This is a genomic window from Pseudoduganella dura (assembly GCF_009727155.1).
Taxonomy (GTDB): Bacteria; Pseudomonadota; Gammaproteobacteria; order Burkholderiales; family Burkholderiaceae_D; genus Rugamonas; species Rugamonas dura.
This window is the reverse complement of record NZ_WNWM01000001.1, coordinates 1-13,034: the sequence shown is the minus strand read 5'-3', so window position 1 is coordinate 13,034 and position 13,034 is coordinate 1. Positions and strand designations below refer to the sequence as shown.

Annotated in this window: 11 protein-coding genes; 4 read left to right on the top strand and 7 right to left on the bottom strand. The window is 61.6% G+C overall.

Going from position 1 to position 13,034, the window contains the following annotated elements; translation table 11 throughout:
* Positions 1-72: 72 nt before the first annotated feature.
* The 3 genes from gpM to GJV26_RS00045 are packed head-to-tail and all read right to left on the bottom strand — an operon-like array spanning position 73 to position 2,730.
* Positions 73-744 (bottom strand): phage terminase small subunit, encoded by a 672-nt coding sequence (gene gpM / locus GJV26_RS00055; protein WP_155706541.1) that lies wholly within the window; start codon positions 742-744, stop codon positions 73-75.
* A gap of 3 nt (positions 745-747) precedes the next feature.
* Entirely contained in the window at positions 748-1,761 is a 1,014-nt protein-coding gene (locus tag GJV26_RS00050) for a phage major capsid protein, P2 family (RefSeq protein WP_155706539.1), read from the bottom strand.
* Positions 1,762-1,782: 21 nt separating this feature from the next.
* The gene (locus tag GJV26_RS00045; protein ID WP_155706537.1) at positions 1,783-2,730 is read right to left on the bottom strand and encodes a GPO family capsid scaffolding protein; all 948 of its coding nucleotides are present in this window, start codon (positions 2,728-2,730) and stop codon (positions 1,783-1,785) included.
* Between the two features lie 142 nt (positions 2,731-2,872).
* Here GJV26_RS00045 and GJV26_RS00040 point away from each other — a divergent pair, with 142 nt between their 5' ends.
* Positions 2,873-4,654: a terminase ATPase subunit family protein gene (locus GJV26_RS00040; RefSeq protein ID WP_155706535.1), complete on the top strand. Its 1,782-nt coding sequence runs from the start codon at positions 2,873-2,875 to the stop codon at positions 4,652-4,654.
* Positions 4,651-5,700: a phage portal protein gene (locus GJV26_RS00035; RefSeq protein WP_155706533.1), complete on the top strand. Its 1,050-nt coding sequence runs from the start codon at positions 4,651-4,653 to the stop codon at positions 5,698-5,700. Before GJV26_RS00040 ends, GJV26_RS00035 begins: the two co-directional genes overlap by 4 nt.
* 5 nt (positions 5,701-5,705) lie before the next feature.
* Here the strand turns inward: GJV26_RS00035 and GJV26_RS00030 are convergent, their stop codons facing one another.
* Positions 5,706-6,308 carry a hypothetical protein gene (locus tag GJV26_RS00030; RefSeq protein ID WP_155706531.1) on the bottom strand — a complete coding sequence of 201 codons (603 nt, stop codon included), beginning with the start codon at positions 6,306-6,308 and terminating at the stop codon, positions 5,706-5,708.
* 880 nt (positions 6,309-7,188) lie between these two features.
* Positions 7,189-7,605: a hypothetical protein gene (locus GJV26_RS00025; RefSeq protein WP_155706529.1), complete on the bottom strand. Its 417-nt coding sequence runs from the start codon at positions 7,603-7,605 to the stop codon at positions 7,189-7,191.
* A 1,028-nt stretch (positions 7,606-8,633) separates the two neighbouring features.
* On the opposite strand from GJV26_RS00025, the gene GJV26_RS00020 reads away from it, so the two are divergent.
* Both GJV26_RS00020 and GJV26_RS00015 read left to right on the top strand, forming a co-directional pair.
* The gene (locus tag GJV26_RS00020) at positions 8,634-8,996 is read left to right on the top strand and encodes a hypothetical protein (RefSeq protein WP_155706527.1); all 363 of its coding nucleotides are present in this window, start codon (positions 8,634-8,636) and stop codon (positions 8,994-8,996) included.
* Between the two features lie 78 nt (positions 8,997-9,074).
* Positions 9,075-9,737 (top strand): AAA family ATPase, encoded by a 663-nt coding sequence (locus tag GJV26_RS00015; RefSeq protein ID WP_155706525.1) that lies wholly within the window; start codon positions 9,075-9,077, stop codon positions 9,735-9,737.
* Between the two features lie 421 nt (positions 9,738-10,158).
* Here the strand turns inward: GJV26_RS00015 and GJV26_RS00010 are convergent, their stop codons facing one another.
* A complete protein-coding gene (locus tag GJV26_RS00010; RefSeq protein WP_155706523.1) occupies positions 10,159-10,389 on the bottom strand; it encodes a hypothetical protein in 231 nt (76 codons plus the stop codon).
* Positions 10,386-13,034 (bottom strand): toprim domain-containing protein (locus tag GJV26_RS00005; protein ID WP_155706521.1); only part of this gene is annotated, 2,649 nt, incomplete at its 5' end. The genes GJV26_RS00005 and GJV26_RS00010, both read right to left, overlap by 4 nt.

The window sequence follows — 13,034 nt, the reverse complement described above, 5'->3', positions numbered from 1 at the left end:
TGGGCCGGCGTCGGACGGTTTCAGCATTCGCTTCACCATCGTCAGCCGGCGCCGCCCGGGCCGAGGGGCTCTTTACGTGCCGGCGGAATCACCGCCGGCGGGATTGCCCAGCTGCTTCTGCAGCCGTTCAATGTCTTTCTTCACGCCGATGCGATCGAACAGCTGCAGGGCGCGTTCCAGGTACGGCAGGGCTTCGGCCGGGTCGGCCTGGAGTGCATAGCCGATCGCCTTGTACAGCTTGGCGCGCACCTGGTCGGGCATGTCGTGCTGGTCGGTCAGCGCGGCGACGCGCTGCAGCAGCTGCGGGTCGAACTGCTCGGCCTTGAGAACGATCAGGGCGGCTTCCGCGAAATCCTCGGCCACCACGGTGGCCAGGGTGCGGCTGAACTGGTCCGGCATCTTCCAGTTGTTCGCCAGGGCGTAGTCAGCGATATCCAGACAGCCCGGGTAGTCGCCGGCATCGAGGCGCCAGATCATGACGGCCAGCAGCACGTCATCCTGTGCGCCGCGGCCGCCGGCCAGCACGCCGGCGACATAGTCGGCGTAGTCCGGCAGGATCTCGCGCTTGGTGTCCGCCTTGCGCTCGATCGACTGGACCAGCTTGAGGCGGTGCTTGTCCTGGTGGAGCTTGGCCAGCATCAGGTCGTACGGGCCGGCGCCTTCCATTGATTCGCCTGGCGCAGCCGCGGCCGCCGCCAGTGCGGCACTGACTTGCTGATAGTGACGTCGTGCGGGGCTCGTCATGGCTTACCAGGTCAGCTTGATGTTTTCCACGAAGCAACCGCCTTCGTAGCTCTCGATCACGTACGCGTCGTTGCTCGATTCGTAGTTCTCGACACGGTCGCGCTTTGGGTTGTCCTGCACCGAACGCCGGCGGGCACCGTCCTGGATATAGATCGACAGGTTGTCCAGCCGCGTGATCAGCAGTGCGCCTTCCGGGAAGTAGGGCACGGCCACGGCTGCGCGGCCGCCGATGCGCTTCTGCGACATGATGACGTCGGCCGCGGTCATTTCGCTGTTGGGCTGTTCCCGGTTCACGAGCGGGAAGTACTTGTCATCGAGCAGCGTCTGGTTGCAGATCACCACCAGCTCGGTGTCATCGCGGAACTGCGGCGCGATCAGGTTGCTGGCCGCGTCCATCACCAGGGCGTCGAGGTTGACGTAATCGTGGCCTGCAGCCACGCCCACACGGATCTGGTTGGCAGTAGCACCCTGCTTCATCACGCGCGCCGCCGCATCTTCGCGGTACTTCTGCAGCCAGCCCTTGTTCACGTCCTGCAGCAGCGGGTTGGTGGCACGGTTCGACGTGGCGGCGCGCGAGGTGCCGTTCCAGCCGATCATGATGCGGTCCAGTGCCTGCTGCTTTACCAGCACATCACGGATCCGGGTCTGGAAGTCAGGGAATTTCGCCCAGGTGTCGATCTTGGTGTAGCGCAGTGCCGTGTCGAAGTTCGTTTGCGTGCATTCGTAGCGGTTGCCGACCAGGTCGGTCGGGTCGGTCGGCTCGCGGTCTTTCAGCGACGTATCCGTGGTGCCGGCGATCGTGCTGTTGACGCCCAGGCCCAGCTTCTCGCCGCTCTGTTCGTCGACGATGACCATGTTGACCTTCTGCAGGAACGCACTGGATTCCTGGATCCGGGTTTCCAGCTTTTGCTGCACGGAGGGCGTCACCGCGAATTTCTTGGTGGCATCCGGTACGCCGTTCAGCTGCTGGATGGCAGCCATGTAGGCGTTAAATTTCAGGCGGGTATCGTTACGCATGTCTTTCCTTGTTTTGCTGGTTTAGCAATCGGTGGTGATGGTGCCGGCGCCGCCTTTGGCGGCCGGGCGTGGTGGTTGTGCCGGCGTGGCCGACAGCTGTTCTGTCAGGGCGGTGAAGTCAGCGCGCAGCTGTGCCAGGTCGATGACGGTGGCGTCTACCTTCTCGTCCGTCTCGCGGACGTGCTCGGCCACCGTTTCGACTGCGGACGACACGTCAGCAAAACGCTGGCTGGCATCTTTCTGGGTGCCCTTCAGCATGCCGGTGATTTTGCTCAGCAGCGTGACGGCGGGCGTCTTGGCCGGTTCCATTTCCAGGTCGGCTTCGGTGGCTGCCGTGTACAGGTTGTCCGGCGCCTGCTTGCGTCCCTTGAATACGGCCGGGTTCTGCGCTGAGAACTGCAGCATTTCCGTGCCCAGGCTAGCCGGGTTGTCGGTGACGGCCAGGCCGACCAAGTAGGCTTCGCCGGTGTCGCTGAAGGCTGGGTTGATCTCGCACGACGTGTACAGCTTCTGGCGTTTCTTGTTCAGGGCGATCAGGTCGGCCGTGGGCTCGATCTGCGCATACAGGCCCAGCTTGCCGCCCTCTTCCTCGCGGGTTTCCAGGGCCAGCACGTCGCCGTAGGCCTTGAACATACCCTCCGGATCGATGCCGCGCACATGCTCCAGGTTGAGGCGCGCGCCGTAGGTGTTCGGGTTGTAGTTGGCGGCCATCTGCTCCAGCCATTCGCGCTCGATCACGCGGCCATCGGTGGTTGCGCCTTCCAGGGCGATGCGGAAGAACCGCGATTTCTGGCCAGCGTGGGCGGCCGTGGTGCCGAAGGCGCCCAGGCCGAGTGCGGCGCTGATGCCGAGCGCAGCGCCTTCCGGGGTGGCCAGGGCTTGCGCCGTCGCGGTGGCGGCGTGCGCGTCGATCGACAGCAGGGCGCCCAGGGCGGCCACGGCCAGCGAGATAGTGCGTTTGCGATGCATTTTTTCTCCAGCGAGTTAAAGGGTGTTGACGAGAGTGATGTTGCTGGTTTGCGCCCGGCAGCTCAACGATTGGGCCCTGTGCCCGCAGCGGGTACAGGCCCATCCAGATGCCTTCACGCGCGCGAGTCCGCAAACTTCGTCCATGCTCGAAAACGCCATCCCCGATCAGGAAGAACAGGAAGAACAATCCGACTTCGACCCACGCCGCGCCGCACGTGCCCTGTATTTCCAGGGCTGGCGTGTGTCCGCGATCGCACGCAAGCTGGGCATCAAACGGCCCACCGTCGAGGCCTGGAAGCAGCGGGACGAGTGGGACAAGGCCACAGCGCGCGAGCGGATCGAGCTGAACATCGAGATGCGCGTGTGCGCCCTGGTGGCCAAGGACGAAAAGGAAGGCAAGGATTTCAAGGAAATCGATCTGCTCATGCGGCAGATCGAGCGCACGGCGCGCGTGGGCAAGTACGACGAGACCGGGAAGGAAGCAGACCTCAATCCGAACATCAAGGCGCGCAACGCCGCGCCGCGGAAGTCGACGGCCAACGAGTTCACGGAAGATCAGGTCGACCAGATCCGCGAGGCGTTCCTTGATTCGCTGTTCGGCTATCAGAAGGTCTGGTACCGGCAGGGCTTCCAGCGGACCCGCAACCTGCTCAAGTCCCGCCAGATCGGCGCTACCTGGTACTTCGCGCGCGAAGCGCTGCTCGATGCGCTGGAGACCGGCCGCAACCAGATCTTCCTGTCCGCGAGCCGGGCCCAGGCCAACGTCTTCAAGCAGTACATATGCCAGTTCGCGGCGGAGACCTGCGGCGTCGAGCTGAAGGGCGATCCGATGGTGTTGCCCAACGGCGCCACGCTGTACTTCCTCGGCACGAACGCGCGCACGGCGCAGTCCTATCACGGGAATTTCTACTTCGATGAATATTTCTGGGTGCCGAAGTTCCCCGAGCTGAACAAGGTGGCCAGCGGTATGGCCATGCACAAGAACTGGCGGAAGACTTACTTCTCCACGCCGTCGAGCATGAGTCACAGCGCGTATTCGTTCTGGAACGGCAAGCATGCGAACCGCGGCCGCGCGAAGGCCGACCACATCAACCTCGATATCAGCCACGCCGCCCTGGCTGAAGGGCGGCTGTGCGAAGACCGCCAGTGGCGCCAGATCGTCACGGTCGAGGATGCGGTGCAATCCGGCTGCAACCTGTTCGACCTGGACGAGCTGCGCCTGGAATACAGCCCGGAGGAATACGCGAACCTGCTGATGTGCCAGTTCATCGATGACTCGGCCTCGATCTTCTCGTTTGCGGATATCCAGCGCTGCATGATCGACATGCTGGACGAGTGGAGCGACGTCAAGCACTTCGCTATACGGCCGTACGGCTACCGGCCCGTCTGGGTCGGCTATGACCCGGCGCTATCGGGCGACTCGGCCGGCCTGGTCGTCCTAGCGCCGCCGGTAGCCCCGGGCGGCAAGTTCCGTGTGCTGGAGCGGCAGCAGTGGCGCGGCATGGATTTCGAGGCCCAGGCCCGGGCCATCAAGGGGATCACGGAGCGGTACACGGTCGCCTACATGGCGATCGACACGACCGGCATCGGCGCCGGCGTCTACGAGCTCGTGAGCAAGTTCTACCCGGGCGCCGTGGCCCTGCACTACTCGCCGGAAGTGAAGGCCCGCCTGGTGCTCAAGGGCCTGTCCGTCATCGGCGGCGGCCGCCTGGAATTCGACGCCGGCTGGACGGATCTGGCCCAGGCCTTCATGGCCATCCGCAAGACCACGACCGCCAGCGGCCGCCAGCTCACATTCACGGCCGGCTACAGCCAGGAGACCGGCCACGCCGATCTGGCATGGGCCTGCCTGCATGCCATGGGCAACGAGCCCCTGGAAGGCACCACATCAACGAATCGCAGCATTCTGGAGTTCTCATCATGACCAAGAAAAAATATACCCCACGCCCGGCTGCAGCCGGCCAGGCCGGCGCCGGCGCTGCCGCGGGCAGCCCGGGCCGTATCGAGGCCTTCACCTTTGGCGACCCGATGCCAGTCATGGACAAGGCCAGCATCCTGGAATATGCGCAGTCGCTGTCCAACGGCCGCTGGTATGAGCCGCCGGTCAGTTGGGAAGGCCTGGCCAAGACCTACAGGGCCGGCACCCATCATGGTTCCGCCCTGCAGTTCAAGCGCAATGTGCTCATGTCGACGTTCAAGCCGCACAAGCTGCTGTCGCGTGAGGCGTTCGGCCGCGTGGCCCTCGACTATCTCGTGTTCGGCAACGGTTACCTGGAGCGGCAGGACAACGCGCTGGGCAGGCCACTGAAGCTGCTGCCGTCCCTGGCCAAGTACACCAGGTGCGGCGTGGAAGAGGGCCAGCACTGGTTCATCGACGGCGCCGGCGGCGAACACGAATTCAAGCGGGGCAGCATTTTCCACCTGATGGAGGCCGATATCAACCAGGAGCTGTACGGCCTGCCGGAATACATGGGCGCGCTGCACTCGGCCTGGCTGAACGAGTCGGCCACGCTATTCCGGCGCCGGTATTACGAGAACGGCAGCCACGCCGGATTCATCCTGTACATGACGGATCCGGCCCATAACGAGGCCGACGTCGACGCGCTGCGCCAGGCGTTGAAAAGCAGCAAGGGACCGGGCAACTTCCGGAACCTGTTCATGTATGCACCGAACGGCAAGAAGGACGGCATCCAGCTGCTGCCGGTCAGCGAGGTGACCGCCAAGGACGAGTTCTTCAACATCAAGAACGTGACGCGCGACGACATGCTGGCGGCGCACCGCGTGCCGCCCCAGTTGCTGGGCGTGGTGCCGAGCAACACGGGGGGATTCGGCGCCGCGGACACGGCCGCCGAGGTGTTCGGCCGCAATGAGGTGCAGCCGCTGCAAGACAAGTTCCGGCAGCTGAACGACTGGATCGGGGAAGAGGTAGTGCGCTTCACGCCGTACGAGCTGCCATCGAGAAAAAGCTAAGGCCCTTACTCGATGAGCAGTTGCTGCCCAGCCTGCTCAAGGGCAGCGCGTTTCTTCTGCTGCGCTGATTCGCGCTTGACGTATTCGCGTACGAACAGCACGCGGTTGCCTTTGAAAAAGAGGCTGGGGTTGACCCAGAACACATTCGGCTGGCGGGGGGCCAAAAAATTCTTGCTCAGCAGCTCGCGTAGGCCTGTCTGGAACGTCCTGTCCGTCATGCCCACATCGACGCCAGACAGGCCGCCATTAAACCAGGCGAGGTACACGGAATCAGCGTAGCCACCTACCATCGGCTCATCCTGGTACTTCTGGAGCACAAGCTGAAACACCCGATATGCCGTGCGGCTCAAGCCAAACGCCGCTTTCACCCCATCCGCAAACACCTTCACAAACTCGGTTTCGTCCTTCTCGATGATCTCGTGGATGGCTGAAATACGTGTACCGCCGTCGCCGGTAAACTCCTCACGAATCCCTGTTTGTACCTTGCGTTTCTTGATCTCGATAGCGTTTTGCTCCAAGAGCGGATTGTGGTCTGCCGAGTAGGTCAAGCTCTTCAGGCTTGGCCCAGTGCGCGCGCCTGAAACGTTATGTTCTCTCTTTTGTGCCATCTTTTTCCCCTTATTTTTTCGCTGATGAGCGGATCGTAACATGCAACATCCGAAAAGTTAAGGGCTTATTTCTTCGGTCGAGTGCGGTACGCCCTACGCATGAAGCGAAAAATTAAGGTCTTATTCTTTCCGAATTGTGCGTGAAATTTTCGGTCATGCTCCATTTTCTTTCGGTGACATGACGTATCCATGCGGCCTAGCGGCCGATTCCTTCTCTTTCTTATAAGCGGAGGGGCTAGGGAGGGCGCGCCCTCCCCTTCGTAGGGGTTGGGTTTTTTTTACGCGAAGCGTCACTTAGGGCGGCCGCGAATTTGAAAGGAATCTACGCAGCCAATTTCATAGCTCTACGCACCAAAATGCATAGGTTATGCACAACAGTGCGTAGGACTACGAAAAATGACTGCCCCGCTTCGCGGCGCACAAGGTCATAAACTGAAGAGCGCGCCGCACAGCTGTTCCGGGAATCGGCCAGAGCCTTCGCCGGGATACGCCCCTGCGCTACGCGCACCGCTACCACGGCGGGGGGCTACCGGCTCACCCCTACGGGGCTGCGGGCACCTGCCCTCCTGTACCGCTGGCCCGAAACCCCGCCCCCTATCGGGAGGGCGGCGGCCAGCTCGTCCACGTCATACATCGTTTCAGTACCCCCGCCACCAGGCAGTAGGGTGCTTCGATCCGTTGTGAACTGGCCATCTCGGGAGTGATTCCTGCCGCCGGCGGGTGCCGGCCGGGTTGGCTTTCCGTTTTTTGTTTGTCTGCTTTTCAAAAAGTAACCGGCCGGACCGACGCCCCGCGGTAGCGGGGTGCTTGATTTCCGAAGGAAATTCGGCCGGAGCCAAGCGGGAATGCCCGCGCGGCAGGTGTCACGTTGGCTCTGCGTTCAGGCCCGGGACGGCGGAACGTCGAATGGATCCGTAGCCGTCAGCGGTCGCACCAGCCACACCTGGTCGAGGTGTGTCTTCTGTCCGTCCGCCGTTGACTGGATCTCGTACCCGCTCAGTATGAATCCCTGCTGGTCAGCTCGTTCAATAACTGGATTGAACAGTGGTTTGCAAAGTGATCCCAGTTCCAGCGCACCAGGTCTCATAAGGTCGGCCATATGCGATGAGCCACCACCGCTCTGGTGTCGGCTGGTTGGACCCAGTAGCAGGCGTCCGATCAGCGGTACTGCTGCCTTGAATTCACTCCCGCTGATGCGCTGGCCATCGCGTCGTAAATGGATCACGGCGACCGGCAATCCGAGCGTGCGCTCTGTCGCCGGCGCACCGCCGCCCAGGGAGTGGCTGGTGCCGAACATTCAATACCTCACGCAGTACTGTACAAAAATCCAGCATATCAGGTATGGGAGATCACATACCACCTCGTCAAGCCACCAGAACGCATCACAGGCCTCCAGATTGATGCGGGAAGCCGCAGCCTCTATCTCCCCCTTCTCGCGTCTCCTGCAGCCTCGTAGGCCGTCTCATGGGTGGTCGCACGACGGCACCCCTCTCAGGGGTCGGCTGTCGGAGGCCCCTCCCGCCTCCGGGCTTCTCTTAGGACGCTGCTTTTGATGCACCACCGGATGGCGGCTGTCACCGGCTGCTGGTGCGGGTTAGAGCGGTTTGATGCCGTTGCGCTTCATGCGATCTGATGCACACAGAGGGGTATTCCTGCAGCGGCAACCCCAAGGCTGGGAGAAGCAAGTCTCCAGCAGGGCCACAGGCAAAAAAGTTTGTGGATTAGTGGATTGAATCCTACGGCGCTGTAAGTCATTGATTCTTTAGTTAGTTTTTTCGTAAAAGCATCCACAAATCGGCGTGTGGAAGGTGGTGGAATCCGTGGATGAAAAATTAGGCAGGTAAAAAATCGGTGGAAAACCGGAGTCTCCATGTGGATTGCGTGCCCTGCCCTGCCTTTTCTCAATGTTCTATTTCTTCTTTCTTTTCAATAATTTACGAGAGAGAGAGGTATAGGCGGCGGCGGGGACGGGTGGAGCCGAAAGATCGATATGTGGATTGATACGGTGATTTCGTGGATTTTGAGGGGTAGTTCGTGGATGGTATTTGCTAAGAAATCAAGGACTTAGCAAGAAAAACGCCTTAGATCCACGGATTTTTTGCGCTGCGTGTGCCGTTCTGTGGTGGTCAGGGATTGGCCCCTGTGAGCGACTGCAGCTGCAGCTGCTTGGCCAGATCGGAATTCCGAGAATTTTTATACATCAAGTTGATGTATACATTAACTTGATGTATTATTGATTTTGTAGATGCATCAAGTTGATGTAGATGTGATGCATACGCACTTTAATCATGCATGCGGCTGTGTAAGGCAGGTTTCGGAGGAACTATGAAGACAATGATGTTGACGGCGACGGAAGCTGTGCGGGCTTATGAAATGGCACTGGCTCGCCTGGACCGGATGACGCTCGTGGCACCGTACCTGGTCGAGTGCGACGGGATCCCGGTAACGTTCGACGTCGACGAGGACGGATATGTGACAGCTGTCCGACGATGCGCGCCGCATCTGGCGCGCAGCTTCACTAGGCTCGATGCCGACCGGCTGGCTTCCACGGTGCGAAACGGCGACGGCACACGGGGCAACGTCGTGCACGTCCGCGATGCTGTACATAAGGCATTGGATGCTGAGCGCGCTGTGATGGAGACGCTGGCCAGCTTCGCTAGCCTAAGCGAACTAGAGGAAATAATGTAATGTAGGACTGATGTAGGCTTGATGCATGGATGATATATATTTACAATATAATGAGCATTAACTTAATGTAGGAATGATATGACGATTTTTTGCATAGCGAACACCAAGGGCGGCGTGGGTAAATCGACCACGACAGTGCAGGTCTCGACCGGCTTTGCCTTGGCTGGACAGGATCCATGGGTGGTTGACGGCGACAAGAAACAGACGTCAGCGCTTCTCGCGCTGTCGATGCGTTCAGCTGCAGGCCTACCCGGCATCCCGGCCGTGGAGCTCTCGGACGGCGCGACCTTGCGCGCCCAGGTGCGCTTGCAGGCGCCGAAGTACCGGCACACGATCATCGACGTGGGGGCCCGGGACTCTGGCGCGCTGCGCGCTGCCTTGTCGGTGGCTGATGTCCTGATCGTGCCATTCGCTCCCCGCTCCTTCGATCTATGGGCCTACGAGAACATGGTCGAGCTGGTAAAGGAGGCCCAGGAACTTCGTGACGTCCAGGTCGTGCCGTTCCTGAACATGGCCGATCCGCCTGGCCAAGGCTCGGACAACGAGGCAACAATCGCGGCAATCGAAGGGTACGGCTTCAAGGTGGCCGGGGTGAGGCTGGGCAACCGGAAGGCGATCGAGCGCGCCAGTGCGAGCGGAAGGAATGTCAGCGAGTACAAACCTGTCGACGGAAAGGCACGCGAAGAGGTTGACGCGCTGGTCCAGCTGCTATTGCAGAATTACGGCAACATTACAGCATAATGATTTAGTCAATACATCAAGATAACGTACCAAACACATCATGAATACTAAGATCGTACCGAAACCCGCCCGTCCGCAGCCTAGCGAAGCGGAAGTCCAGCGCTTCATCGCTGGAGCTCCTGATGCTCAACCTGTAGCCGCTACGACTGTCGCCGTGGTACCCGCCACTGAGCCTGCGCCCCAGTTGACGGTGAGTGGAGATGTGCCCCGGACCTTGCGCAAGCGCAAAGAGCCAATCACCGTAACCGTCGATCCTCAGATTCTTGCCGATTTCGACAAAACAGCTCAAGGGCGTGGACTCAGCCGGGCTGCTGCGCTGGGGTTGGCGATGCAGGATTGGGTGGCTTCCGAAAGGAAGCGAGCGCGCGAGTAGGAAGGGAACGACAGCAGAAACGGAAAGGCCACCAGTCGGTGGCTTTTTTTACGCCTGGTGTGTTGCCAGGTGGCGCCGGCGCGCCTCGATCTGCTGTGTGTCGATCGGTACCAGGCTGCCGCACTCGCGCGGCGCCTCGGCCCGGATCCAGCGCGCAGACAGCGAATCAATCTTGCACCGGCCCATGCCGCGGGCACGGTAAGACGCATCCAGATCCTTGCGGTCTGACCGCGGCGTGACCGTGAAATTTTTGCAGGCGATGCAACTGGTGACCGTCACGGGCGACTCCGCGGATTCTCGTGCAGGTCGTCGCGTTCCACCGCGGCCAGGCCGAATGTCTCCAGTGCATCGAGCGACAACGGCGTCAGGTGCGTGGCGCGGTTGCCACGGATGGTGCGCTCGACGTCCTTCTTGCCCTCGATGACGCCGGCTTCCGCCAGCTGCCGCTTGAACACGGTGGCGGACTTGACCGGCGAGCCGTTCCATTTCTCGCGCAGGTAGGGGGAGTGCGCCAGGTGATCCATGATGTGGCTGGTGCGGACCAGGAGACAGCGCTTGCCGTCCACGATGTCGAACTTGTTGGGGTGCGCGAAGCGGCCGGCGTCGAGTTCGGAAAGGAACGTTTCCATGATCCAGACCCATGGAGCACGGTCCTGGCTCGTTTCGGCAATGTGGGCGTTCATCTCCGCCACCAGGTCGGTACCGAAATTGCCTTCGGTGTAGTCCATCCCGGCAAAGTCTGCCAGGTATCGCCAAGCGAGCAGCACGGCGGCATAGTTGCTGGCCATGCGGCCGGCGCCGTCGTCGTTCTGGCTCGCGCCGCTCGCACGGCTGCGGGCCAGCAGGTGATCGCGCAGTTCTTCGTACTTGGCCAGCACGTCCATCTTGTTCAGGTCGGTCAAGTAGGTCAGCCATTGGCGCACCGGGAAGCGTGGCAGATCGGCCGGCATCAACGCGCCCTTCTTGCCGGTCAGGTCGGAACGCACGATCTTGCCGGTCAGGCTGCGTACAGGCACGTCCTCGCCGGCCAGCAGCACCGGGGCCGACAGCAGGAATTCCGTCATGTCGGTGCCGCGGCGGGTAATGGTGTACTGGTAGTTTTCCTGCAGGATGCCGACCGCCTTGTCGATCACGTCCTGGCGTCGGGCGCTCAGCTCTTCCCAGCCCACCGGATGGCTGGTGTGGGCAATGCTGGTCATCAGGCGGAATTCGGTCTGCAGGGACTGCCCCGAAAACATCGTAAAGGCGATGGTGCGCTCAAGGCGCTTGATGATGGTCGACTTGCCCGCGCTCTTGCCGGCCTGGATGGTCATGTGCGGCCAGAAGCCCAGCAGGGCCTTCAGGTGTCCGCCCAGTGCCCAGACCAGGGGAATCGCGGCTGCATTCTTCAGGAAGGTGCCTTGGTAGGCGCGGATCACGCGCGCAGCATCCTGTACGGGGCCCGATGGAAACGTGAGGTTGTGATACGGGCACTGCTTCTCCGCATCGGTGAAATAGCAGTCCGGTCCCTCGTTGATCGCCAGTTGGCCGTTGAGCCACGCCAGGCCGACGAAGTTGGCCACCGTGCGCGCGCCCAGGTCGGCAGTACGCTCCAGGATGTTGACCATGCGGGAAAACTGCTGTGGTGCCCAGATGGGGCCGAACTTGCTCCACTGCTGGACGTTGTGCAGCTGGTCGTCGGTGAATACCTTGCGGGTCAGCTGGTAGCCGTGGCGTGCCGTTTGCACCGTGGCGGAAAAATAGACCGTCGGCGCGTGGTCGGTGTCGCCGGTCATGGTCGACGCCGAGCTGGCCACCGATACCCTGGTCAGCGACGCGACGCGGAAACCGCACAGGTCGGTGTAGTCCGGCTTGTCCTCGTCGGTTTCCCTGTTCTTGTCCATCTTCGTGATGTAACGGGTGAAGTCCGGCCGCACGCGGTATTTCCAGTATTGCGAATAGTCGTGGGAGGGGAGATACACCCGCGGCTTGCCTTTGCGCTTGGCGTCGCCGGCCAGGCCGGCAATCAGCCATTCCTCGGTCTTTTCCAGGGCATTCCGGAGCAGATCCACGCCGTGCTCCTGCAGGTAGTCGTTTACGTCGTTGATGCTGGGGGAATCCTCGTGATCCAGCTCCTTCAGCCAGCCGGATTGGTCCACCAGCTGCGCGCTGATGTTCTGCGCGGTCAGGACTTCATACAGTGCCCAAGCGGCGTTCGGGCCCGGCCGCTCGCCGGCGCGCCGGTGACCAGGTTCGAACGGCTCGTCGTTGTCCAGGCAGATGAGAACCTGCTTGCCTTTCAGGAACGTCCATTCAATCGATTGAACGTTGGTCAGGCCGCGCAGGGCAAAGGCGGCGGCGCCGGGCAGCTCGCAACTGTCGATCGACAGCGCATTGATCGCGCTTTCCACGATATACACGCGGCGCGCCCGCTCCAGTCGGCGCCAGTCCGACGTCCAGCCGTAGCCGTCCTTCTCGCCCTGGCTCTGGGTTTTCACGTCGCCATTGATGGCCGGATCGAAGAAGCGCATGTCGACGCCGAGTACGTCGCGGGTGCCGGGCGCATACACGATGAACGCCGCGGCCGGGCCGCCGTGGCCTACTTCCCCTTCCGGCACCTTGGGGCTGACCCACTCGTTGAAACCCACGGTGTTGGCCTTGAGCGCGGCAGCGATCGCCGCCTCGGTGATGCCGCGGCCTGCCAGGTAGCTGCGTACCTGGTCGCGGGCGCCGATACAGCGGGCGGCGATATGGTCCACCAGGGTTTTCGGCTTCTGCGGCTGCGCCTGGCCGTCCTGTCGATCGAACGGGATGGCATACGCCTCGTGCAACCACTTCATGGATTCGGAAACCGTCAGGCCCATGGCGTACATCACCAGGTCGATGCAGGTACCGCCCTCGCCGCTGCTGTGGTCTTTCCAGCCGTTGCCGTGCTTGGGGTGGTT

Bases quoted from the DNA above. Each gene is read 5' to 3' on its own strand.
- GJV26_RS00025 (WP_155706529.1), bottom strand. From the start codon at position 7,605: ATGTTCGGCACCAGCCACTCCCTGGGCGGCGGTGCGCCGGCGACAGAG.
- GJV26_RS00040 (WP_155706535.1), top strand. From the start codon at position 2,873: ATGCTCGAAAACGCCATCCCCGATCAGGAAGAACAGGAAGAACAATCC.
- GJV26_RS00030 (WP_155706531.1), bottom strand. From the start codon at position 6,308: ATGGCACAAAAGAGAGAACATAACGTTTCAGGCGCGCGCACTGGGCCA.
- GJV26_RS00035 (WP_155706533.1), top strand. From the start codon at position 4,651: ATGACCAAGAAAAAATATACCCCACGCCCGGCTGCAGCCGGCCAGGCC.
- gpM (WP_155706541.1), bottom strand. From the start codon at position 744: ATGACGAGCCCCGCACGACGTCACTATCAGCAAGTCAGTGCCGCACTG.
- GJV26_RS00050 (WP_155706539.1), bottom strand. From the start codon at position 1,761: ATGCGTAACGATACCCGCCTGAAATTTAACGCCTACATGGCTGCCATC.
- GJV26_RS00015 (WP_155706525.1), top strand. From the start codon at position 9,075: ATGACGATTTTTTGCATAGCGAACACCAAGGGCGGCGTGGGTAAATCG.
- GJV26_RS00045 (WP_155706537.1), bottom strand. From the start codon at position 2,730: ATGCATCGCAAACGCACTATCTCGCTGGCCGTGGCCGCCCTGGGCGCC.
- GJV26_RS00020 (WP_155706527.1), top strand. From the start codon at position 8,634: ATGAAGACAATGATGTTGACGGCGACGGAAGCTGTGCGGGCTTATGAA.